Annotated in this window: 19 protein-coding genes and 1 tRNA gene; 5 read left to right on the top strand and 15 right to left on the bottom strand. The window is 63.5% G+C overall.

Annotation, left to right across the window (positions count from 1 at the left end; translation table 11 throughout):
- Positions 1-101: 101 nt before the first annotated feature.
- The 7 genes from HV823_RS18200 to HV823_RS18230 all read right to left on the bottom strand — a co-directional run bounded on the left by HV823_RS18200 (position 102) and on the right by HV823_RS18230 (position 6,807).
- Complete coding sequence (locus tag HV823_RS18200; protein WP_176951157.1) at positions 102-1,097, bottom strand: Gfo/Idh/MocA family protein; 996 nt, start codon at positions 1,095-1,097, stop codon at positions 102-104.
- On the bottom strand, positions 1,094-1,975 hold the full coding sequence (locus tag HV823_RS18205) for a sugar phosphate isomerase/epimerase family protein (protein WP_176951158.1): 882 nt from the start codon (positions 1,973-1,975) through the stop codon (positions 1,094-1,096). Before HV823_RS18205 ends, HV823_RS18200 begins: the two co-directional genes overlap by 4 nt.
- Positions 1,976-2,061: 86 nt before the next feature.
- Entirely contained in the window at positions 2,062-2,895 is an 834-nt protein-coding gene (locus HV823_RS18210) for a carbohydrate ABC transporter permease (RefSeq protein WP_176951159.1), read from the bottom strand.
- Entirely contained in the window at positions 2,892-3,815 is a 924-nt protein-coding gene (locus tag HV823_RS18215) for a carbohydrate ABC transporter permease (protein WP_176951160.1), read from the bottom strand. Before HV823_RS18215 ends, HV823_RS18210 begins: the two co-directional genes overlap by 4 nt.
- A gap of 86 nt (positions 3,816-3,901) precedes the next feature.
- Positions 3,902-5,101, bottom strand: coding sequence for an ABC transporter substrate-binding protein (locus tag HV823_RS18220; RefSeq protein WP_210270844.1), 1,200 nt, complete (start codon positions 5,099-5,101; stop codon positions 3,902-3,904).
- A 30-nt stretch (positions 5,102-5,131) separates the two neighbouring features.
- Positions 5,132-6,121 (bottom strand): alpha/beta hydrolase fold domain-containing protein, encoded by a 990-nt coding sequence (locus tag HV823_RS18225; protein WP_176951161.1) that lies wholly within the window; start codon positions 6,119-6,121, stop codon positions 5,132-5,134.
- Positions 6,118-6,807: a GntR family transcriptional regulator gene (locus HV823_RS18230; protein WP_176951162.1), complete on the bottom strand. Its 690-nt coding sequence runs from the start codon at positions 6,805-6,807 to the stop codon at positions 6,118-6,120. The genes HV823_RS18225 and HV823_RS18230 overlap by 4 nt, the downstream gene beginning before the upstream one ends.
- A gap of 101 nt (positions 6,808-6,908) precedes the next feature.
- Here HV823_RS18230 and HV823_RS18235 point away from each other — a divergent pair, with 101 nt between their 5' ends.
- The gene (locus tag HV823_RS18235; RefSeq protein WP_176951163.1) at positions 6,909-7,991 is read left to right on the top strand and encodes a sn-glycerol-3-phosphate ABC transporter ATP-binding protein UgpC; all 1,083 of its coding nucleotides are present in this window, start codon (positions 6,909-6,911) and stop codon (positions 7,989-7,991) included.
- A 263-nt stretch (positions 7,992-8,254) separates the two neighbouring features.
- Positions 8,255-9,457, top strand: a complete 1,203-nt coding sequence (locus HV823_RS18240) for an HPP family protein (RefSeq protein ID WP_176951164.1) — start codon at positions 8,255-8,257, stop codon at positions 9,455-9,457.
- Between the two features lie 248 nt (positions 9,458-9,705).
- Here the strand turns inward: HV823_RS18240 and HV823_RS18245 are convergent, their stop codons facing one another.
- Positions 9,706-10,230: a BA14K family protein gene (locus HV823_RS18245; RefSeq protein WP_176951165.1), complete on the bottom strand. Its 525-nt coding sequence runs from the start codon at positions 10,228-10,230 to the stop codon at positions 9,706-9,708.
- Positions 10,231-10,500: 270 nt separating this feature from the next.
- On the opposite strand from HV823_RS18245, the gene HV823_RS18250 reads away from it, so the two are divergent.
- A tRNA-Lys gene (locus tag HV823_RS18250) sits at positions 10,501-10,576 on the top strand.
- Between the two features lie 108 nt (positions 10,577-10,684).
- Here the strand turns inward: HV823_RS18250 and HV823_RS18255 are convergent.
- A complete protein-coding gene (locus HV823_RS18255) occupies positions 10,685-10,954 on the bottom strand; it encodes a DUF2934 domain-containing protein (RefSeq protein ID WP_425487676.1) in 270 nt (89 codons plus the stop codon).
- Between the two features lie 260 nt (positions 10,955-11,214).
- Between HV823_RS18255 and HV823_RS18260 the strand changes: the two genes are divergently transcribed.
- Positions 11,215-11,367, top strand: a complete 153-nt coding sequence (locus tag HV823_RS18260; RefSeq protein ID WP_176951166.1) for a hypothetical protein — start codon at positions 11,215-11,217, stop codon at positions 11,365-11,367.
- 662 nt (positions 11,368-12,029) lie between these two features.
- Here HV823_RS18260 and HV823_RS18265 read toward each other — a convergent pair.
- The 3 genes from HV823_RS18265 to HV823_RS18275 all read right to left on the bottom strand — a co-directional run bounded on the left by HV823_RS18265 (position 12,030) and on the right by HV823_RS18275 (position 14,856).
- The gene (locus tag HV823_RS18265; RefSeq protein WP_176951167.1) at positions 12,030-12,944 is read right to left on the bottom strand and encodes a PhzF family phenazine biosynthesis isomerase; all 915 of its coding nucleotides are present in this window, start codon (positions 12,942-12,944) and stop codon (positions 12,030-12,032) included.
- Positions 12,945-13,009: 65 nt separating this feature from the next.
- On the bottom strand, positions 13,010-13,753 hold the full coding sequence (locus HV823_RS18270) for an NUDIX hydrolase (protein ID WP_176951168.1): 744 nt from the start codon (positions 13,751-13,753) through the stop codon (positions 13,010-13,012).
- On the bottom strand, positions 13,753-14,856 hold the full coding sequence (locus HV823_RS18275; protein WP_176951169.1) for an endonuclease/exonuclease/phosphatase family protein: 1,104 nt from the start codon (positions 14,854-14,856) through the stop codon (positions 13,753-13,755). Before HV823_RS18275 ends, HV823_RS18270 begins: the two co-directional genes overlap by 1 nt.
- Before the next feature lie 182 nt (positions 14,857-15,038).
- Here HV823_RS18275 and HV823_RS18280 point away from each other — a divergent pair, with 182 nt between their 5' ends.
- Positions 15,039-16,649 carry a carbohydrate-binding protein gene (locus HV823_RS18280; protein ID WP_176951170.1) on the top strand — a complete coding sequence of 537 codons (1,611 nt, stop codon included), beginning with the start codon at positions 15,039-15,041 and terminating at the stop codon, positions 16,647-16,649.
- A gap of 43 nt (positions 16,650-16,692) precedes the next feature.
- Here HV823_RS18280 and HV823_RS18285 read toward each other — a convergent pair whose 3' ends face one another.
- The 3 genes from HV823_RS18285 to HV823_RS18295 all read right to left on the bottom strand — a co-directional run bounded on the left by HV823_RS18285 (position 16,693) and on the right by HV823_RS18295 (position 21,890).
- On the bottom strand, positions 16,693-17,916 hold the full coding sequence (locus HV823_RS18285) for an aminotransferase-like domain-containing protein (RefSeq protein WP_176951171.1): 1,224 nt from the start codon (positions 17,914-17,916) through the stop codon (positions 16,693-16,695).
- Positions 17,917-18,070: 154 nt separating this feature from the next.
- A complete protein-coding gene (locus HV823_RS18290; protein ID WP_176951172.1) occupies positions 18,071-20,641 on the bottom strand; it encodes a sensor domain-containing protein in 2,571 nt (856 codons plus the stop codon).
- A gap of 694 nt (positions 20,642-21,335) precedes the next feature.
- Positions 21,336-21,890 carry an RBBP9/YdeN family alpha/beta hydrolase gene (locus HV823_RS18295; protein ID WP_176951173.1) on the bottom strand — a complete coding sequence of 185 codons (555 nt, stop codon included), beginning with the start codon at positions 21,888-21,890 and terminating at the stop codon, positions 21,336-21,338.
- Positions 21,891-22,014: the final 124 nt, after the last annotated feature.

The following is a 22,014-nucleotide window of genomic DNA, read 5'->3' on the forward strand; positions in this document are numbered from 1 at the left end:
TCACCGGGATTCTCTAGGAAGGTGACGGCCGGCCAATTAAGCCCGCCGCCACGATCCGGTTCATGCGTCTACGTGATCAGTACACGAGCGCCATCGGTATGCTAGAGCGCAAGCTCGCGCCGCAACGTTTCGAGGCGTTCCATGGCGATGACGCCGTCATGGATCGTCGGTGCGGGGGTCTCGGCGCCACCAAGTGCCGGAACGACGTCTGCCAGCAGCGAGAAATAGCCCTTGGGGTCCTCGTTGGCCGCAGCGGTGAAGTTCGGCTTCCAGGTCAGGCTGTCGACGCTGTCGGACAGCGTCGCCGACGGGTCGTCCACCTTGAACGGCGGATTGCGGTTCCAGCGCACGTCGATGACGTTGTCGACCTCGATGCGCTGGTGATCGCCCATGATCTCGATGCGCTCGACCGGCGCGCCGCGCGACTGGATCGTGCCCATCGCGATCGTGCCGATCGCGCCGCATTCGAAATCGAAATTGACGTGGAACAGCACCTTGCCGGGCTCTTTCTCCACCTTGCGTGCCGTCAGTTTCTTCACCGGCGACACGAAGAACGAGACGAGGTCCATGTAGTGGACGCAGTGGTGCAGGAAGAAGCCGGTATAGTCGACATTGCCGACGAAATAGCCGGGCGCCGTCATGTAGTAGCCGGTCAGCCCCAGCACATCGCCGAAGCGGCCCGACCGCAGGATGTTTCCGGCGATCTTGTTGCCGGCCGAATAGCGCTTCATGAAACCGACGAGCAGCGGCTTGCCCGATTTTTCCGACGCCGCCCGCAACTCACGCGCCCCCGCCGCACTGCCCGACGGCGGCTTTTCCATGAACACCGGCAGGCCGCGCTCCAGCGCCATCTTGCCGAAGGCCAGGTGCTGGTCGGGACCGACCGCCATGCCCACGGCATCGATGCCGGGGGTGCGGATCAGTTCCTCCGCATCGCTCGTCAGCTTGGACACGCCGAACTGGCGGCCGGCGGACGCCAGACGCTTGGCGTCGATATCGCAAAGGGCGACCAGTTCGACGTCATGGCGAACGAGCTGGGGCAACAGCATCTGGGTCGCGTGGATGCCGCACCCGATCCAACCGATTTTCAGTGTCATCGACGATATTCCGTAAGCAGGATGTGGGACTTGATGAATTCAGCAGAAGCCGAAAGCCGAGCGCTTTCGTCCTCGTGCGGCGGGCGCCACTGCGCGAAAGGAACGCCGAAGCGGTCGTCGTTGCGGCGGAAAGGCTCGAGCGAAACCGGGCCCTCGTAGCCGATCTCGTGCAGGGCGCGGAAAACCTCCACCCAGTCGGTGGCCCCGGTGCCGGGAAAGCCGCGGTGGTTCTCGTTCGCCTGGAAATGGACGACGCGCTTGCCGCCAAGCCGGATCGCTTCGGCGATGGAAGCCTCTTCCATGTGCATATGGAAGGTGTCGAGCATCAGCTGGACGGCTGGATGATCGACGGCGTCGAGCAGTTCGATCGCCTGCTGCGTGGTGCACAGGACGTCGCTTTCGAAGCGGTTCAGCGGCTCGACCGCCAGGATGACGCCAAGCTTCTGCGCATGGTCGCCGGCTTCCTTCAGGCCTGCGACGCAGCGGGCCTTGCGCGCCAGCCGTTCCTCTTCGGAGACGGGCTGCGGCGGGCGGCCGGCGAAGACCAGAGGGTTGCCGGTCAGCGGGCCGCCGACGATCTTGCAGCCGAGCGCCGCTGCGCAGTCTGCGGCATATTTCAGGTAGTCGACGCCGGCGCGGTGGGCGGCCGGATCGTCGGAGGAAAGGTTGCGCTGCAGGTTGACGCGCGCGGCGAGCACGACCGACAGGCCGGCATCTTCGAGCGCCTTCTTCGTGTCGGCCAGATCAAGCTCACCCGGCTCGGGCACGAGGAGCTCGACGAAATCGTAGCCGAGCCTTCGCATTTCGGAAAACAGCGGGAAATGCTCGGCGGTGAACGGCCGCGCATACTGCATGGATATCAACCCGACGGGGTTCATGGTCAGTCCTCTTTCTAAAGCATTGCCAGCAGAAGTGCCTGGCGGTCTTGCGTCCGGAACCGCGGACGCAACAAGTTGGATCAACATCAGCCCTTGACCGCGCCCTGCGTGAGCCCGCCGATCAGGCGGCGCTGGACGAGGAGGAAAAGTATCGTGGCCGGCATGGCGCCTACGACGGCGCCGGCTGCGAGCAGACCCCATTCGATCTGGTATTCGCCGATGAGCGTCTGGATCGCGACCGTGACCGGGCGCACGTTCCGCCCGCCGAGCGTGAGCGCGTAGAGATATTCGTTCCAGGCGGTAATGAAGATGTAGATGCCGGTGGAGATGATGCCGGGCATCGTCAGCGGCAGCACCACCCGGCGCAGCGCCGTCAGCCGCGAGCAGCCGTCGATCATCGCCGCCTCGTCGAGGCTCTTCGGGATCGCTCCGACATAGCTCGTCAGCATCCAGACCGCGAACGGGATGGCCACCGTCGCATTTGCGAGGATGAGGCCGAAATGCGTGTCGAGGATGCCGACGTTCTTCATCAGTACGAACAACGGCAGGATCAGCAGCACGACCGGGAACATGTTGATCAGCAGGAACTGCAGCATCAGTAGTTTGCGGCCGGCAAAGCGAAAGCGCGAGAAGGCGTAGGCCGCGGTCACGGCGACAGCCAGCCCCAGGATGACCGTGCCGCCGGCGATGATCAGGCTGTCCATCATGTTGCCGAGGAACGAGGTCTGCTCCAGCAGGCGGACATAGTTGTCGAGGCTCCAGCCGGCCGGCGAGACCGATACGCCGGTCGCGTTCAGCGCCGCCGTCGGTGTCAGCGAGGTCAGCACCATCCAGGCGAACGGCGCCATCGCGAAGAGGACGATGATCAGGACCGGCAGGTCTGTCGTCAGGATACGGCGTGCGGTGCTTGGCTTGTTCATCGCTCAACCTCGCGCATGGTGCGGGCCAGATAGACGGCGACGATCGCGCCGAGAAGGATGGTGAAGGTGACGGCGATCGCGGTGCCGTAACCGAAGTCGAGGTTCTGCCGGGCGCGCACGAAGGCATAGAGCGGCAGCGTGTGGGTCGCATAACCCGGACCGCCGCCTGTCATGACGAAGATCACGTCCATGGAATTGGCGACCCAGATGACGCGCAGGAGCCCCGCCGTGGCAAGCACGGGCGCAATCCCCGGCAGCGTGATGTGGACGAACTGCCGCCAGGAGGATGCGCCGTCGATCGAGGCGGCCTCGTACTGGCTCTTCGGGATTCCCTGCAGACCGGCGAGGATCATCACCGCAAAGAACGGGAAACCCTGCCACGTCAGGGTGGCGATCACGGCATAGAGCGCGAGATTGGGATCGGCGAGCCACGGAACCGCGCTCTGCACGATCGACAGGTAGATCAGGATGTCGTTCAGGACGCCGGTGTTGGGATCGTAGATCCAGCGCCACATCAGCGCGATCACGACGCTCGGCAGCGCCCAGGGAATGATGATCAGTGCGCGCGCAAGGCCGCGCCAGGGGAATTCGCGGTTCAAAAGCAGTGCGGTGAGGAGCCCTAGCCCCATCTGCAGCGGCACCGTCAGGCCGATCCAGATGGCGGTATTCCACAGGGCCGTCCAGAAGACCGGATCGGCGAACAGTTTCACGTAGTTGCCGAAGCCGACGAAGCGGCTGGCATTCGGCTTCCACAGGATCAGATCGTAGAAGCTGGTCACGACCGCCTGCACCATCGGCATGAAGACGATGAACACCGTGACGAGCACCGCCGGCGCCAAGAGCATGTACGGCATCAGCCGCGAGCTCCAGGGTGCTGGAATTGCAACATCGGTGGCGGGGGACGAGGTTATAACGGACATCGAAATTCACTTCCTTGCCATCTCGGCGGGAATGGTCCTCCCACCCGCCCTGACGCCGGCGGGTGGGAGAGGCGCAACAAACGCGCTTACTGGGCGAAGAGCGCTTCCAGTTGCTCCATCATCTGCTGCGAGGTGATCTGGCCGGTCAGCGCCTGCTGCATCGCCGTCTGCCAGGCGGTGTTGACGAATTCGGACGTCGCGGGCGTCTGCGGCAGCACATGGGCGAAGGGCAGCGACTGCACGGTGGCGTCGACGAAGCGGCGCTCATGCAGGTTCCAGTTTTCCGAACCGCTCTTGGTCACGGTCATCTGGCCGGTCGCCTTGTTGAAAGCGACGTTGTTTTCACCCTCGGCGAGGAAGGAAATCCACTTCCAGGCCGCGTCCTTCGCTTCGGAAGCGGAGAAGACCGCCAGCGACTCGTCACCATAGGACGTCCAGCGGTTGCCGCCGCACTCCGGTACCTGCACCGCCGAGACCTTGTCGCCGAGCGCCTTGACCATGTCGTTGGACGAACCGATGTGGTGGATGGTCATCGCGGTCGTACCGGCCTTGAAGGCGCCGGTGATTTCCTGGAAGCCGTCGTTCGGCGCAGAAGGCGGAATGACCTTGTCCTTCTGGAACAGGTCGATCAGCCACTGGTTGGCCGCAACCGCCTTCTCGTTGGTCAGGCCACCCGGCTTCAGCTCGCCGCCCTGCGAAAGCACGAAGGCGCCCCACTGGTCCCAGCCGCCCTTGCCGCCACGCAGGCCGAAGCCGTAGGTGGTGGGGGCCTTGGTCAGCTTGATCGCCGCATCGCGGAATTCTTCGCAGGTCGTCGGCGGCTTCAGGCCGGCCTGTTCGAAGAGGTCGGTGCGGTAATAGAGATAGAGCGTCACATACTGGATAGGCAGATAGTACAGCTGGCCGTCCGGACCCTTGTTCAGCTCAAGCAGGTTGTCGAGCAGGTCGGCCTTGCCGGGCCACGCGTCGATCTTGTCGCCGATCGGCTCGAGCGCCCCCATTTCCACAAGCCGCGGCTGGGCAAACAGCTTCACCATCGCCGCATCCGGAGCGTTGCCGCCGACCAGCGAAGTGTAGAGCGTGTCGTAGTAGCTGTTCCACGGCACGTTTTCGGCTTCGATCTTGATGCCCGGATTGGCCGCCTCGAACTTGGCGACGAGTTCCGCCATCGGGTTTTCGGGGTTGTCGAAGTGATACCAGAAGCGCACGGTTTCGGCCGAAGCGCTGCCGGCAAGAAGCGTCGTCGCCAGCGCGACGCCGATGCTGAATTTCCTCATGTTGGTCATGTTCTCCTCCGTTGTAAAAGTAAACGCGGCCTAGACGCCTCGCCCGGTCATCCGCCTTGCGGCGATCCCGGCCGCGGCAAGAGCCTCCCGCGCCGCGGCCAGATCGATGGTGTTCTGCAAGAATCCATGGGTAACACCCGGAACGACCGTAACGGTCTCGGCCCGGCCGAGTGCCTGAAGGCGCCGGTGCAGGATCAGGGTATCGCTGAGAAGGGGATCAACGCCACCAGCCATGAGATGCAAGGGCGGCAGGGCGGCGAGCGCCGCATCGCTTGCCTTCAGCGGACAGGCGAGCGGGTCGTTGGAAATATCGGCACCGGGGGCACCATACCAGGCCCAGTAGCGCTGCATCTTGGCCCGTGTCAGCCCCGGGCCGTTCGCAAAGACCTCGTAGGACGAGGTCTCGAAATCCATCGCGTAGTTACCGTAGAAAAGCAGCGCGCCGGCCGCGGCATCGGCCCGGCCGGCATCCTGCTCGTGCAGCAGGGCGGCAAGCGCCAGGTTGGCACCGGCAGAATCACCCGCGACGAGCAACGCCCCCTCGACGACACCGGCTTCCGAGGTTGCGGGAAAGGCCGCACGAAGACAGCCGACCACATCCAGCAAGCCGGACGGATAGGGATTTTCCGGAGCAAGCCTGTAGTCGGGAAGCAGAACCGGAAGGCCCGATTCTATGGCAAGTACCCGCGCGCATCGCTCATGCGTCTGCGGGCTGCAGAAGGCGAAGCCGCCACCGTGCACATAGAGGATCGCACCCGGCGCCGCATCCTTCGGGATCAGGACGCGCATCCGGCAGCGCTCGCTTCCAAGTACCGCGTCCCCATCGACCCAGACGTCGGTCGCCACAGCCATGCCCGGCAGATCGCGGTTCCAGCGCTTGTTGGATTGCTCGGAAAGAGCCCGCCCCTCGGCAGCTGGAAGCAGCGTCGGATCCGGCTGCGGCCCCTCTGCCGCCACTCGCGCCATCAGGGCGGCCATTTCCGGCGAGAGGGTGGGATCGAGGGTATCTGGCGCGCTCATTGGACGACATCCGGAAACACGCTGGGACCGAGATCGACGATCGTTGCGATGTGGTGCAGCAGTGCCGCGTTGGCGCGGGCGACGTCGCCGCTTTCGATCGCCTCGATGATCGCCGCGTGACGTTGCGCCGTGGCAACCAGGTCGCGCGGCGCCGTGCTGCGGGAAATCTTGAAACGGTGATTGTGGACGAGGCAGCGATGAAGGATCGGATCGAGCGCCGGCAGGCGCGCGTCCTGGAAAATTCGCCGGTGGAAATCGCGGTCCGCCGATGCAAGCTCGAGCTCGTCGTCGCGATGGGCCGCATCCATCATCTCGTCGAACAGCGCATTGAGGTCGGAGAACAGAGTTCGGCTCGGCGCCTGCACCACGCGGAGAATGCCGTTGCACTCGATCTGCCGGCGCACGCGGAACATCTCCACCGCCTCATCTTCCGTGCATTCGGAGACCTGGGTACCGCGATGCCCCTGACGCAGGACGAGCCCCTCTTCCTGTAATTGCAGCAGCGCCTCGCGCACCGTTCCCTGGCTGCAGCCGAAATGCGCCGCAAGCTCAAGCTCGGTCAGAGAAGCGCCCGCCGGCAGCACACCCAGCATGATGTCGCGCTTCAACGCATTGAAGGCTGCCGCGGATTTCGCAGGCTTCGAGGGCATCAAGCGGGCATTCGGCCTTGTCGAAAAGTAGGACATTGCGCCTTCCATGGAGTTGCCAACCGGCGTTCGTATCATTATTGATATTGATATCGATAAAGATGGTCAAGGGCCGATTTCGGCCTTCGGAGGAGAAAGCAGTGACCGCAATCGCCCTTAGAAAGATCCGCAAGACCTACGGTTCACTGGACGTCATCCACGAGGTCGACATCGACATCCGGAGCGGTGAGTTTCTCGTCCTTGTCGGCCCTTCCGGCTGCGGAAAATCCACACTGCTGCGCATGATCGCCGGATTGGAGGAGATCTCCGGCGGCGTCCTCGACATTGGCGGCAAGGTGGTCAACGCGCTGCCGCCGTCCGACCGCGACATCGCCATGGTGTTCCAGGACTACGCGCTCTATCCGCATATGAGCGTGCGCGAGAACATGGCCTTCGGACTGAAGATGCGGGGCACGAGCGAGGACGCGATCAACAAGCGCGTATCCGGCGCGGCCGATATCCTCAAGATTGCCAATTTTCTCGATCGCCGGCCGGCCCAGCTTTCCGGCGGCCAGCGCCAGCGCGTCGCCATGGGGCGCGCCATCGTGCGCGAACCTTCGGCCTTCCTGTTCGACGAGCCGCTGTCCAATCTCGATGCCGCGCTGCGCGTCGAGATGCGCCTTGAGATCGCCAAGCTGCACAACCGGATGAAGGCGACGACCGTCTACGTGACCCACGACCAGGTGGAGGCGATGACGCTCGCCGACCGCATCGTCGTTTTGAATGCCGGCCGGATCGAGCAGATCGGTCCGCCGCTGGAACTCTACCACCGTCCCGAAAGCCTGTTCGTCGCCCGCTTCATCGGCAGCCCGACGATGAACACGCTGCCGGCAAGGCTCGCCTCGTCGAACGATGGCGAGGCCCGGCTCACCGTCGCCGGCAAGGACGTCACCGTGCAGTTGGACGCACCCCTTGCGGCAAAACCGGCCAGCATCACCCTCGGCGTGCGGCCAGAAGATCTCATCCGCTGTTCGCCGGAGGAGGCCTGGCTCTCGGGCGAGCTTTCGGTGGTCGAACGGCTTGGCGCGCAGACTTACGGCTACGTCGAGATCGGCGAGAGCCGCATGCTGACCGTCGAGTTCCCCCGCAACGCGGACATCAGCGTCGGCGAAAAGGTCCATGTCCGCGGCAACCCGACCGGCACCCATCTCTTCGACGACGCCACGGGCCGCCGGATCAACTGAGAGACGCCGGTCGCCTCTGCAAAGACGCGAGCGCGCCAGCCTCTGCTGGCGCGCTCAATTTCCGGACGAAGCGCAACCTTGCCATTTGCGATCGCCGTAAAGGCCGAAAGGCCGCGCCCATTTTCTCGCCCGCCGGCCGCGCACAGTCCGACAGATGCACATTTTTCAGGCTATCTGATTAATTTAGGTCAGAATTGCGCGCCGGAAGCCGGCAGCCGTGCTAACGGAATGCCCGCACACTGCGCACGATCCGGCGAGACGACATGACCAAGCCTTTGCAATTTCTCAAGCGGTTGCTGCCCGCCATCGCCCCCGTCAGCGGAGCGGAGCGATTTCGCGCCGCTTTCGGCGCCCTTCTCGGCATTCTCCTCACCGGTTTCGTCAGCACCTACGCGCTCGGGGCGAGCGCCAGCCTGCCGCTCTTGATCGCACCTATGGGCGCCTCGGCGGTTCTGCTGTTCGCCGCACCGTCAAGCCCCCTCGCCCAGCCATGGTCCATTATTGGCGGCAACGCGATCGCCGCCGTGATCGGCGTTACCTGTGCCCTGTTGATCGGGGATCCGGTCGTTGCCGCTGCGATCGCCGTCTCGCTGGCGATCGGCGTGATGATGATGCTCGGCTGCCTTCATCCGCCGAGCGGTGCCGTCGCGCTGACCGCCGTCCTCGGCGGACCTTCGGTGCACGAGGCCGGCTACTGGTTCGTGCTGACACCGGTCGGTATCAATTCTTTCCTGATCCTCGCCGTCGCCATCGCCTTCAACAATCTCACCGGACGGCGCTATCCGCATTTCGCCCCCCTCACTGCGGCCAATCCGCACAAAACGGCCGATCCGGCTCCGACGCGACGGCTGGGCACCATTCCGGAGGATCTCGAGGCGGTCCTTGCCCAGTATGACGAAATCGTCGACGTCAGCCCCGACGTTCTGGACGAGCTGCTGCATCAGGCGCAGATCCGCGCCTATACGCGCCGCTCGGGCGAAATAAGCTGTGCGGAGGTCATGTCGCGCGATGTCGCCACCGTAGCGCCGGAAACTTCGCTGCGCGACGCATGGAAGCTTCTGCTGCAGCACCGCATCAAGGCCCTGCCCGTCGTCACTGCAAACGACGGCCTCGTCGGCATCGTCACCCAGACCGACTTCATGCACAATGCCGTCCTGAACAATAACGGCCAGCTTCGCTTCGGCTTCGCTGGCAAGGTCCGTTTGGCGCTGGGCGGCCGCAACGGCAAACCGCACCACGTTGCCGAGATCATGACGCGCCGCGTCCAGTCCGCGGCTCCCGAAACGATGATCGCCAAGCTGGTCCCGCCAATGGCGGACATGGGCTTGCATCACATGCCCGTCGTCGACCGCAACAACCGCGTCATCGGCATCGTCACGCAATCCGACCTCATCGCAGCACTGTTTCAGCGTGCGGCGACCAATGATGCTGCGATGGAGGAAGACCGGAAGACGGATGCGGCCTGAGCGTCAAGGTTCGAAGGCTCGCAGAACCGCCGTCCGGAAAAACGAAAAGGCCGGGCGAGGAAACGCACCGACCTTCTCTGCGTCGATCTCTTGCCCTGCCAGTACATCCGTGGTCAGCGACATCAAGCTCGACTGATCCCGCGGGCGTCCACGACTTTGGGTAGGACGCTCAACCGGCAGGACCGTTGATCGCTATATGGGGACGGACTGCGTGCCAGACAAGCCCCCTGAACAACAACCGGGGAACCTCAGTAGGGCGCAATGCACTGGCGGCGCGGCCCGTAGTATGGCTGGAACGTATTGTCATAGGCCCTGTAGGACCGATAGCGCGCATAGCACCAACTGACATGCCTATTGCCGCCGTAGTAGCGCGGCGCAACGTATCGAGGCTGGGCGATGACGCTGCCGATGATCGCTCCTGCAGCAAGACCTCCGACGACCGCCCCGAAATTGTCGTAGCCGCCGTAGTAAGGACCATAGTAGCGCCCGTAGTAGCCGCCATACCTGTAGGGACCACCCCAGGCGGGGCCATAACGATAACCGTTGCGATAATATCCATGACGATAGCGGTTGCCAGCCCAGTAACCTCCGCCCCGAGGACGCCCCGCCCAATGACCGCCCCCGTGCCTACCGCGATACCATCCGCGGTCCCGCACCTGCACGACGTCCGAATTGCTGACATTAGACACCTGGAACGCTGGCAGCGCCTGTGCCGGCAGGACGCCCGAGGCGGCAGCGGCCAGCGACAGGCCGATTGCTGCAAAATACCTCATCTCGCTCACCTTTTGCCTTTCGTAAGGCAAACGCATCGGCGGCACTTTTGTGCCGTCTAGCTGAAACTATAACACAAACGTGGCGCTTCCATCCGGGCAATTGGCCTGGTTCGTCAGGTCTGCTCCCCGCCCGCCACCGCGGCTCCGGCCGCATCCACAGGGCGCCGAAGGAAAAATGCACGGACCGTAGGATTTTTTTCGCCAGTGGGTAGACAAGGTCTGCGAACGCCATTATACGCCCCATCAGACCGCAGCGAGGCGGTTCTGGATGGGTGATTAGCTCAGTTGGTAGAGCAGCTGACTCTTAATCAGCGGGTCCACGGTTCGAGCCCGTGATCACCCACCAAAACTTTTTCAAGCACTTAGCGATAGTTTTTCGCACAAAGCTTCAGGGGCTGGATGGCCGCTGAATTCCACAGCGACAACCGGCGCCGATAGCTTGGTGTGCGCCACCCTAGGGCTGCTCGCGGGTGCCGGGCGCTGCCTCGCGCTGGTCCGCATCCTCCAGATCGGTCTTCACGATGTATACATCCGCATGCTCGCGCACCGCTTCGCGTATCGCCGCGAGGTTGGGGACGTCGTCGCCTTTGATCTCGCCGTCGGCCAGATCGATCTCATGCGTGGCCTGGTCCCAATGCTCGAGTTGCTGGCCCAGCGGCCGGCCGGCACACTCCCATATTTCATAGGCTCGCTCGCGGATTCTGGTCTCGCGATCTTTTTCCATCTGATGTCCTCCAGAAGTGCACGGTAAAGAGGGTGGTGGTGTAGATGTTCCCGCAGAAGTCCCTGCGGAAGTACTGCACGGCATCAACCTAGGCAAAATGCACGGCGCGTCCTGTCGTCTTCCGCTGCCGGGAGCACCTAGATCTGAATATGCGCCCTTCACTCTGCGCCTTCAACAGGCCGTTCCAGGCGCGGCCATCATCGGGGAACCCTTCAAGGCCACCCGCGTTTGCCTTCAACACTAAAGAGGAGTGACCCCCGATGAAAAGTGTTGTCATTGCCTGTGTTTCCGCCCTCGCCGTCATCGGTCTTGCCGCCCCGGCCGCAGCCGATTCCACGACGATCGTGAAAAAGAGGACGACCTACGAGACCCGCGAGGCCGAACCGACGATCGTGATCACGCCGGACGGGTAGGCTCGATTGCCGAGACCGAGCGCTGCACGACCAAGACGGTGAAGAAGGAAACAGACGACCGCCAGGTCACCAAGACGACGAAGCGCTGCCGCTAGGCCGGAAGCGAGGCGGCCGCCGGCCGCTTCGTCCGCGCGCTTGGTCGTGACGCAGGACGAAGACACGCGAATCGGCGATGATCTCCAGGTGCACGCGGGGACCGGGTCGACAAATCATTTGATGCGAACACAGCGGGAATGATCGCACCGCAGCGCCTGACCGGTTGCAATACCGGCCTTCTGGGACACTGCCGATCACGCCAACTTGACTTGCGATTGATACCTGTCAACCTGCAGCCGGATCGAAGGAGGATCGATCCCGCGGTGCCGGCCGAGATTGGCGGCGCCCGTCTTGATGTCATGGGAGGTATGACCGGGAATGTCATGGAAATTAGCGACTGTCGGCGTGTTTCTGTTCTTGGCGCTTGCCATCTTTTACGGCGGCTCTCAATTCTGGCCGGCTAGCGCCACAAGTGGAGCGACCGCGGTGACGACAGCCGGATAAGGTTCCGCGCGCCCCCCGTCAGTGGGTTCGCAATTGCGGGCCCGTTTTTTTGGACCCCCTCCGGCATCGACGCCACGGCTTTCGCGCCGCCTCCATGCCTCCGCCATACCGTGGTGCCTAGTTTAGATTTCCAGCCATCCGCCGGCAATGCGAACGGCCTGCCCTCCGATGCGTGCACCCGCGATCTGCCCTGCTGCCACGTCGAGATGAAGATGGATCATCGACGGCCGCCCCATTTCCACTCCCTGCTCGATCAGGATCGGGTGGTGGCCGTCGACCAACTGGTCGAACAGCTGGATGGCGCCGGAGAGTGCTGCCACCGCCGACCCGGTCGCCGGATCCTCCCGCCCCAGGTCCGAGGAAAACATCCGCGCATGGAAGCGCGCCAGATGATTGACTGCGCCGCGACAATATAGATAGGCGGAAGCGAGCCTTCCCTCGGCAAATGGCACGCAACGCTGCCATATCGCCGGGTCGAACTCGGCGTCGGAGGCGACTGCCAGGTCGTGCACCGGCACCAGAACATAGGCGACGCCCGCGCTCCACAACGACGGCACATGGTTTTCGAAGCCGATCTGGGTGATCTTGAGGCCGAAGGTGTCGGCGATCGCCTGCCGGTCCAGCGCCGCATCCAGGCGCACCGACTTGCGCGGCAGGTCGAACTCGGCAAAGGGCGCCCCTTCCTTCGGCAGCTTCACCGCGCAGCGGACAGGACCGATGTTCTCCTCCAGCACGCTGACGAGATCGAGCGGACGCGCCAGTTCGCCATTGCCGGCTTCGGCGATCGCCACGGCCGCGCCAACTGTCGGGTGTCCTGCAAAGGGCAGCTCGTGCGCGGGCGTAAAGATGCGGACGCGCGCGACATGGGCTGCAACCTCGGCCTTGTGGACGAAAACGGTCTCGGAAAGGTTGAATTCGGTGGCGATCGCCTGCATTGCCGCGTCGTCCAGCCCGTCGGCATCGAACACGACGGCCAGCGGATTGCCCGCGAGCTTGCGGTCGGTGAAAACGTCATAGACGGCGTATCGACGCGACACTTCTCACTCCTTCGACAAATATCTGGGCCAAACTGCACGAGCCCCCCGTGGCCGGCAAGCGCAAATCACGCCTGTCCCCGCTGGAAGAACCAGCGCAGGACCGGCGGCATGAAGGCGGCATAGGCATGGCGCGCCGGATCGCTGTCGCGGATGGCCACGGCGCCGTCGATCTCCGGCTCGGTCTCCGTCTTCATGTGATCCGCGATCGCGTCCAGCATTTCATCGGCCGTCTGCGCGAAGCGATAGACACGCAGGACGGTGACCACGCTGTCGACATGCAGCGCATGCAGCATCGGCTCGGCCAGGGCACTCGAGAGGTCGAGCCCCGTCTCCTCGCCCACCTCCCGCGCCATGTTCGCCTCGATGTCGCAGAAGCCGTCCTTGATATCGTGCGCGTCCAGCGACCCGGCCGCGCAGTAGACCTTGCCGGGATTGGCGGTGTGCCGGCCCATGCGGATTGCGACGACCGCCCCATCGGACGAGACGAGCAGCGGCAGCCCGAAGAGATGCAGGCCGAGTGCCCTCGGACGCCGCTTCCGCCACAGGAGGAACGTCGAGAAGGAAACGAGATGAGCGGTTGCGAACACGCCGGCGTCGGAGATGTCGACCGCGCTCTGCAGGAGCATCTCGCCATCGTAGAGCGCCGGATTGGCGGCACTTTCCTCCCGCCAGTTCCGCGCGATCGCGTCCCGCTCGGCCAGGAAGAAGGGATGGGTCGCATCCGACACACGGATTTCGACATCACGGATCGGGAATACCACTCGCTCGGGCGGCCAGGCGCGGGCCACCTTTTCAGCCAGCCTGTCCATCACACATCCAGCGTCATGACGACAGGGCAATGGTCGGAGGCCTTCGGACGGTCCCAGCCAATGCGCGGATAGCGTTCGACGTCCTGCCCCGGCGGAAAGACGGTGCGGTAGGGCTGTCCGCCTCGGATGATCTCCGGGACGCGGGCGTGGTTGCGGCCGGCAAGGGTCGGCGACAGCAGAATATAGTCGAGCTGGCAAAGATGCCGCTCCTCGGGTCCCATACTGTGATAGAGCGTCCAGCGATCGTCCTCCGGTCGCCGCAGCACCGGGTTCTCGACGAAACCGTCCTTCGTCAGCACATCGAGGCAACTCTGATCCTCCACCACCCGGCGGAACGTGTATCCATTGCGCCGGTCGCCTTCGACCACAAGTTTCTCCTGATAGTCGTTCAGGTCGCCGCAAATCGCGAAGGACTTTTTTGCCCCCCCTCCGATACCGAACCGGTTCTCGATGATGCGGCGAACGGCGCGCGCCTCCGCCATGCGCAGCGGCATGGTCGAGGAACGCCCGTCCAAGCCGTCGCGCCCCGGCCCCATCGACTTGAAATGCACGACGAAAAGCGTCAGTGGCCGGCCACCAATCCGCAGGTCGAGTTCGAGGCAATCGCGCTTGAACACGCGGTCGCTCGGCTTCAGCGGCGCGAGCTCCGGCGCGTAGATGCCGAGATCGTCATAGGTCACGGAGGCATGGCTGCGCACGTCGACGCATTCGATCTTCTGACCGTCACGCGTCGTTTCCCGCATCAGCACGGCGACATCGATGCCGCGCGTGTCGTTGCCCTCGATCAGATAGCGCTGGCGATAGCCGCTGCCGACCATCTTGAACAGGTAGCCGTATTCGAAGGCCTGCAGCGATTCCATGTTGTCGACTTCCTGCAGGCAGAGGATGTCGGCATCGGCATCGGCGATCGCCAACGCTGATTGCTGGCGCGCGTCGTCGGCAAGCCCGATCGTGCGCGCCTCCTCCAGACGCTGGAATTCGGCCTCGCTGCGGATACTGAACAGCCGCAGCACCCGATCCTGCCGGGCCTGGTTGCGAAATCCGGTGAAATCGAAGCGGGAAAGCAGGTTTTCGACATTGAAGGTGGCAAGACGCAGGGACATGGGAAAATACCGTTGAAACGGCGCGGAGTTTACCCGCAGACGCCACGAAGGGAAGCGCATTTCTCCCCAGCATGCGCGATTGCGGCGCACGGCCGCCTCGCTGCCGGGAAATGACGGCTTGTCTGTCGGCAACGCAGGCTCCATGATCGCGGCGAAAGAGCAGAATCGGTCGGGAGGACCGAATGAGGGCTTGGACCATGACGGCGAGCGCTCTTGCGGCCGGGCTCTGCATTGCCCTGTTCGCCGCTGCAGCCAATGCCGCCGAAAGCTCCTATATCGCCGACGCAGGGGAAGCCTCGCGGGCGGTGGACGAAATCATCGCGCAGACCGGGCGAAGCCCCCGCCTGCAAGCGATAGAGCTGACCGACCGGCGTATCACTGTCGATCTGCAGGGCAAGCGCAGCGCCGACATCGACGAATGGCAGATCGGTCGCGTCACGCGCCTTTTCATGGAATTCGAGACGACGGTCGGCCCCCGCGCTTCCACCTCACCCGGGCTGGTAAACGATGTCGAAAGCGGCTTCTTCGATCGCAAGGCGATCGATCTCGACATCGTTCCGGACATCGCCGCCCGTGCGGTCGCCTATGCCGATCTGGACGACGAGGCCCATGTCCAGTCGATCGAGATTTCGCGCGACGTGACGATCCTGCCCCAGCCCGCCTACGGCGATGTCCGCTGGTCGATCTATGTCACCTCCGGTCGAGAAAGCGCCACGATCCGCGCCGACGCCGCCGGCAAAATCACCGGCGGCGATCTCGCCAACACCAACCGCGCCCGCAACATGGACCTGCTTGCCGATGCGAACTGGCCGCAGAAGCAGGCGATGGATGCGCTCATGGCGGCGATCGGCGGCGACAGGCGGCTGCGCGACCTGACCGTTCGCCCGCGCGCGCTATCGGTCGCCGCCGACCATCCGACCGTTGCCGGCCGGAAGGAGGACTACAGCTGGACGATTTCCGGCGTCACCCGCTCGCCGCTGCTGTCCCCCCTCGTTCACGGAGCCAGCGCCGAAGAACTGTTTTCGCTGAGCGACGTCGACCTGTCCTCGCTGGCAAAGATCCGCAACATCGCGCGGCGGGAGTGGGGCAACGACCAGGCTCGCCTCGAATACATGACGCTGAAGCGGGTTGCCGAACTGCCAGGTGGTCCGGAGATGCGCTGGATCGTCTATTTCAACGATCTCGACGCCGAAGGCGGCATCGCCGCTTCCGCCGGCAGCATAGAGATCACTCCTGACGGCGAGGTCCGCAAGGTCAACCGGCCGCCTTCGCACGCGTCCGAGGCCGACTGGCTGGATCCCGGGATGGTCGCAGCCACGTTCGAGCGCCTTTCCCAGGAATTCGGAACGGGTGCGCGCTTCGCGGAGATCGCCTTCGACAGGGAGAAGGCGCGCATCCTTGCGGAGGATCCCGACAGGGAAGAAGCGATGGCCGAATTCGTCGCCGGCCCCGCGCAGATGAGCCGCTCCGACAGGCTGATGCCCTGGGACGCGGAGTTCCGTGCCGAACGCCTGTTCCCGCTCGACGCTCTTGGTGCCTTCACCCGATCGGAGAAACTGGCCGGATTCAAGAAGCGCGCCTATGCGCTGCTCGGCATCGACGAGAAGTCCATGCCGCTGTCGCGCTATACCTTCGCCATCGGCCAGACGATGGGGCCTGACGGCAGTTTCAGGGTGTCCTCGCCGGACGGCAGGCCGACGCTGGAAGTGCGTGTCGAAAGCGCAGATGGCCAGAAGATCGGCCGCGTCACCTTTGCTTCCGACGGCAGGGAGATTGACGTCGCAGCACCCTGATCCGCGCGCAGATCGTTGCGCGCGGAAGTGACCTGCATGCGGATCAGGCCGCCATTTCCTCACGGATCAGCGCGCCGAGACGGGAGATGCCCTCGTCGATCATCTTTTCGTCCGCGCAGGAGAACGAGATGCGGAAAGTATTGGCGCCGCTGCCGTCGGCATGGAACGCCTTGCCCGGCACGAACGCCACCTTCTTCCTCTCGATCGCCTTGGCCAGCAGATCGGCGCCGTCGAAGCCTTCCGGCAGCGTTACCCAGATGAACATGCCGCCTTCCGGCCGCGTCCAGCGAACGCCTTCGGGCATGTATTTGCCGAGCGCCTCGAGCATGGCGTCGCGACGCTTGCTATAGGCGGCCTTGATCTTCTTTACCTGCGCCTCGAAGCCACGTTCGGCGACCAGCGCGATGGCCATCTGGTTGATCGTCGAGGAATGCAGGTCGGCCGCCTGCTTCATCAGGACGAGTTTGCGGATGATGTCGGCGTTGGCGACGATGAAACCGACGCGAAGACCCGGCGCCAACGTCTTGGAAAAACTGCCGCAATAGATCGTGCGGGTAGCGTTGATGTTCCCGCCCTTGCGCGCCAGTTCCAGCGCCAGGATCGGCGGAACGGCCTCTCCATCGTAGCGCAGCGACTGATAGGCGGCGTCTTCGATGACGGCGACGTCAAGCTCTTCGGCCAGATCGAGCAGTTTCTCGCGGCCGGCGCGGTCGACGGTTTCCCCGGTCGGATTGGAGAAATCGGCAGACAGATAGGCGAACTTTACCCTGCCGCCCGCTTCCTGCGCCACCGTGCGATAAGAGTCCGGCGTCCGGTTGCCGTTCAGCGTCAGCTGGTCGTAGGCCGGCTCGTAGGCGTTGAAGGCCTGCAGCGCGCCGAGATAGGTGGGCCAGGTCACGAGCGCGGTGTCGCCTGGCGACAAGAACAGCTTGCCGAGATAATCGAGCCCCTGCTGGGAGCCGGAAACGATGAACACGTTGTCCGCCGTGCAGCCGATGCCGAGCTTGCCCATTTCGCCGGCAAGCCATTCGCGCAACGGCTTGTAGCCTTCGCTGACGGAATATTGCAGGGCCGCGTTCACAGCGCTGCCGGAGAAGATATCGGCATAGGCCGTCTTGAATTCCTGGTCCGGAAACAGGGCCGGATCCGGAATGCCGCCGGCGAACGAGATGATGTCGGGTCTGTCGAGCAGCTTCAGCAGTTCACGGATTTCCGACGCCTTCATCCGGGATGAACGCGTGGCAAAGATATCTTCCCAATTCAGCATGGGGGTTTCCTCGGAATTTTTTAATGCGGGAGAGGACCATAGCGGCCACATTAAGTCAATAATACTGACCTATCTTCCGGCACTCCCCGGGCAGGCCGTATCACCGCTGCCGGGTTGCAGCAAGGCTTGTCTTTCCTGTGGCCGTTGGCGGCGTTCAGGCCCGGCTGGCGACCGGACCGGCAGGGCTGCCATCGGCGCCCATATCGACCGCGCCGTTCCTCCAGCTTTCGGAACGCACGAAGTCGATGATCTCGGCCGCCGGCATCGGCCGGGCGAGCGCAAAGCCCTGCAGCGCGTCGCAGCCCATGTCACGCAGGACCTCGACATGTGCAGCCGTCTCCACGCCCTCCGCCGTTACCGTTATGTCGAGCGACCGGCCGATCTCGATGATGGTGCTGACCAGCCGACGCTGCGCCGCCGAACGGACGATCGGACGGATGAGCTGGCGATCGATCTTCAGCCGCCGCGGCAGCAGCTTCGTCAGGCTGACGATGGAGGCATGCCCCGTGCCGAAGTCGTCAACCTCGATCTCGATGCCGAGCCTGCGGATCTCCGCAAGGTTGTCGAGGATCTTGGGATCGCAGTCATCGAGGAAGATTGATTCTAGGAGCTCGAACGACAAGCGCCCCTTTTGCAGCGGCATGGCGCGTAGCGACGCGCAAAGGTCCGGATCCTGCAGGCGCCTGGACGAAACGTTCACCGACAGCTTCGGAATGACCACGCCCTGCAGTTCCCAGGCGGCCAGATCGAAGATCGCCCGCTCCAGGATCTGCCGGTCGATCGCAGCCACCGCATTGATGTCCTCGGCGATCGCCAGGAACTCGTTCGGCGCGAGAATGCCGCGCTCGGGGTGATCCCAGCGCGCCAGCGTTTCCACGCCGACGATATCGAGCGTCCGGGCGCAGAATTGCGGCTGGTAATAGGGCAGGAACCGCCGGCGCTCGAGGCCTGCCATGATTTCGTCGCCCGTCTTCCTGCTGACGATGATCTGCGCCTGGAAATCGCTGGTAAAGAACTCGTGGCGCCCGCGGCCGCGGTTCTTGGCGCGATAGAGCGCCAGGTCGGCATTGATCAGCAATTGCCGTCCGTCGATCGAACTGCCCACCGCGCTCGCAATGCCGATGCTTGCGCCGAAGCGGCAGACATGCCCCTCGAACAGCACCGGCGCGCGCATGGCCGTGACGATCCGCTCGGCGAGCTCGTCCAGCTTGCGCTTTTCGGTGCCGCAGGCAAGGAAGACGAATTCATCGCCGCCGATCCGGGCGACGAAGTCTTCCGGCCCCATATGCGCCCGCAGCACCGCCGCAGCGCGGTTCAGCATCGCATCCCCGGCCGTATGGCCCAGGGTGTCGTTGATCTCCTTGAATCGATCGAGATCGATGTGGAGGATCGAAAGACGCGTGCCGTCCCGTCCGGCCCGTTGCGCCCGTTCCTCCAGCGTTGCGTCGAGATAGCGGCGGTTCGGCAGTTGGGTGAGGTGGTCGTGCAGAGCGTTGTGCTCCAGCCGTCCGCGCGCCTCCTCCAGGGCCGCGCTGCGCGCCTCCGCCAGTTCTTTAGCATGCTTCAGCTCCAGCTGGAGCTGGATGTCCTCGGTTACGTCCCAATTGGCGCCGACGAGCCATTTCACCCCGTCGCTGTCGATGAACAGGGCGCCACGTGAACGCAGATAGCGGATCTCGCCCGCCCCGCGAACGATCCGGAAGGCATTGCTGTATTCGCTTCCCTCCAGTATCGCCCGCTTGACCGCTGCCGCCGCCTGCGCCCGGTCTTCCGGGTGGATGGCGTTTTCCCAGTCCAGCGGCCGAACCCGGCCCGCGCCCTTGCCATAAATGTGCCGCAGCCGATCATCCCAGGTCAGCGTGCGGGCCTTGAGATTCGCCTCGAAGACGCCGATGCGGGAAATATCGAGCGCAAGCTCCAGACGGCGGGAAAGCTGCTCCAGCAATTCCTCGGCCTTGCGGCGCTCTGTAACATCCGTATCTGTTCCCGCGATGCGCGACGGCTTGCCGTCCGGACCGTAGGCGACGACAGCTCCGCGGCTTTCTATCCAGATCCAGTGCCCGTCGCGATGGCGTTCGCGGTAGCAGAAGACGTTGAAAGCGGCTTCTGCCGATTCCTGCCGCGCGATTTCGCGAAGCACGTGCTCCCGATCGTCAGGATGAACCGCCTCGATCCAGTTCTCCAGACGGCCATCCACCTCCGCATCCGGCGCCAGTCCGCGGATGGCCTTCCATTGCCGGGAATAGAACAGGTCGCCCTTTGCGAAATCGTGGTCCCACACCCCCTGCCCGGCGCTCTCAAGCGCGCTGTTCCAGCGGCTCTCGCGATCGGCCAGCTCCAATTCGCGCCGCTTCTGTGCGTCGATATCGACGACCTGAAGCACGATCTGCCGACCGTCGCGGCGCTCGCTTGCAAAGATCGAAACCAGACACCAGATCCTGTCGCCGCCGGGCCTTCGCAACAAAAGCTCCAGCGCGTCCGTCGCCGTATCGCCGACAAGGGCGGCAGACAGGTGGCTGACGAAAGCGCCGTCATCCGCGATCCTGTCAAGCGCCGGCAGGTCAGCGAGCTCATTGACGCCGAAAATGCGCAAGAGCGCGGGATTTGCAGACACGAAGCTGAGCGTATCGTCGGCTATTCCCATGCCGAACGGCGATCGCCGACAAACCGGATCCACCAGTTCGCCCGCTGGCGAATTCGTCTCCGGATCTTGGAATGCACTCATACGCGCGCGCCCGTTCGCAACCATAGGATTGCGAGCATCTGCGCATACCGTGAAATTCCGATTAATGACGCAGCTTATGCGCGCGGAAACGCTTGACGTTTGTCAGGGAGAAATGGAAACCGGCTTCCCGAAAAGACAAACGACGAAATGAAACCTCGGAGTCCGTCTGCTTTATCAGGAATAAGGGAGACTCTGGGAAACTTCCGGAATTGTAGCAAATGCCACCAACCGCTTCCGGCCCGAAGCGGACCAAATCGGCGGCGCTTCTCTAATCGGCGGGCGCTTACGGTCCGCTGTTTTCTTTTATTTCTTCTTCTCTTGATCGTGATGCCACTTGATGGCGAAGAACATGCCCGTGCCTAATACGAGAATTTTGAACGGAAAGAAGACTATAGGGAACCAATCCCACATTTTGGATACTTCCAGGCTGCGACTTGACACTATCTATCGTGAGGAGAACTACCTCAAGATTGCTGCATACAACATCAGCCATATTGACGCAGATGAGATCATAACGTTCCCATTACACGGCACAGGTGGGCTTGTCCCCCATGTTTCCGGACAGGTTGTTTAATCTAACAAGCTGGTAACCGCTTCTGGCGCATTCCGGACGAATGCTGATGGCCGTAGTTGGCGTAAAGCGGCCAACGCCGCATCGTTGTCGGTTGGCGGCATTTGCTACCTAGTTTGACATTCAGGCCTTAAGGCGGCTGAGGAACTGCGCGAACACCATCCCGCCTTCGGGCCAGGGGCCGTGGCCGGACTCCGCGTTCAGATGGCCGGAATCGCCGGCGTCGACGAGGAAAGAGCCCCAGGCGTTGGCAACATCGTCTGCATGATCATAGCTGCCGAACGGGTCGTTGCGGCTTGCCACCAACAGGGAGGGGAACGGTAGCGGATCGCGCGGATAAGGACCGAACGTCATCAGGTGCTTCGGCCGGATGGACGGATTTGCCACGTCCGGCGGCGCGACGAGAAACGCACCGGCCACCTTGCTGCCGAGATGCGGGACCGCGTGGATCGCCGCCGCAACGCCCAGAGAATGGGCCACCAGCACCACGGGCTTCGTCGCCGCCTCGACCTCTTCGACCACCCGCGCAACCCAGTCCTCGCGCACGGGCTTTGCCCATTCCGCCTGCTCGACGCGGCGCGCGGTCGACAACTTGGCCTGCCAGCGGCTTTGCCAATGCTCCGGGCCGGAATTCGTGTAGCCCGGAATGATCAGGATCTCTGCGTCAGATACTTTCATGGCTGGCGATGTGCGATCGCTGCGCCCCCATGTCAAGGGCGAACCTCAAGAAGCAGGACAATCCGGAACAGGAATGCTATTGTCGGAGGACCATTGAGGGACCACCGTGCGGTGGCTCGAGGCC

The organism is Mycoplana rhizolycopersici (assembly GCF_013378445.1).
In the GTDB taxonomy this organism is placed as follows: domain Bacteria; phylum Pseudomonadota; class Alphaproteobacteria; order Rhizobiales; family Rhizobiaceae; genus Mycoplana; species Mycoplana rhizolycopersici.

What these genes read in the sequence shown, in the direction of transcription:
- HV823_RS18200 (WP_176951157.1), bottom strand. Translation starts at nt 1,097, where the DNA reads ATGACACTGAAAATCGGTTGGATCGGGTGCGGCATCCACGCGACCCAG.
- HV823_RS18205 (WP_176951158.1), bottom strand. Translation starts at nt 1,975, where the DNA reads ATGAACCCCGTCGGGTTGATATCCATGCAGTATGCGCGGCCGTTCACC.
- HV823_RS18210 (WP_176951159.1), bottom strand. Translation starts at nt 2,895, where the DNA reads ATGAACAAGCCAAGCACCGCACGCCGTATCCTGACGACAGACCTGCCG.
- HV823_RS18215 (WP_176951160.1), bottom strand. Translation starts at nt 3,815, where the DNA reads ATGTCCGTTATAACCTCGTCCCCCGCCACCGATGTTGCAATTCCAGCA.
- HV823_RS18220 (WP_210270844.1), bottom strand. Translation starts at nt 5,101, where the DNA reads ATGACCAACATGAGGAAATTCAGCATCGGCGTCGCGCTGGCGACGACG.
- HV823_RS18225 (WP_176951161.1), bottom strand. Translation starts at nt 6,121, where the DNA reads ATGAGCGCGCCAGATACCCTCGATCCCACCCTCTCGCCGGAAATGGCC.
- HV823_RS18230 (WP_176951162.1), bottom strand. Translation starts at nt 6,807, where the DNA reads ATGTCCTACTTTTCGACAAGGCCGAATGCCCGCTTGATGCCCTCGAAG.
- HV823_RS18240 (WP_176951164.1), top strand. Translation starts at nt 8,255, where the DNA reads ATGACCAAGCCTTTGCAATTTCTCAAGCGGTTGCTGCCCGCCATCGCC.
- HV823_RS18245 (WP_176951165.1), bottom strand. Translation starts at nt 10,230, where the DNA reads ATGAGGTATTTTGCAGCAATCGGCCTGTCGCTGGCCGCTGCCGCCTCG.
- HV823_RS18255 (WP_425487676.1), bottom strand. Translation starts at nt 10,954, where the DNA reads ATGGAAAAAGATCGCGAGACCAGAATCCGCGAGCGAGCCTATGAAATA.
- HV823_RS18260 (WP_176951166.1), top strand. Translation starts at nt 11,215, where the DNA reads ATGAAAAGTGTTGTCATTGCCTGTGTTTCCGCCCTCGCCGTCATCGGT.
- HV823_RS18270 (WP_176951168.1), bottom strand. Translation starts at nt 13,753, where the DNA reads ATGGACAGGCTGGCTGAAAAGGTGGCCCGCGCCTGGCCGCCCGAGCGA.
- HV823_RS18275 (WP_176951169.1), bottom strand. Translation starts at nt 14,856, where the DNA reads ATGTCCCTGCGTCTTGCCACCTTCAATGTCGAAAACCTGCTTTCCCGC.
- HV823_RS18280 (WP_176951170.1), top strand. Translation starts at nt 15,039, where the DNA reads ATGAGGGCTTGGACCATGACGGCGAGCGCTCTTGCGGCCGGGCTCTGC.
- HV823_RS18285 (WP_176951171.1), bottom strand. Translation starts at nt 17,916, where the DNA reads ATGCTGAATTGGGAAGATATCTTTGCCACGCGTTCATCCCGGATGAAG.
- HV823_RS18290 (WP_176951172.1), bottom strand. Translation starts at nt 20,641, where the DNA reads ATGAGTGCATTCCAAGATCCGGAGACGAATTCGCCAGCGGGCGAACTG.
- HV823_RS18295 (WP_176951173.1), bottom strand. Translation starts at nt 21,890, where the DNA reads ATGAAAGTATCTGACGCAGAGATCCTGATCATTCCGGGCTACACGAAT.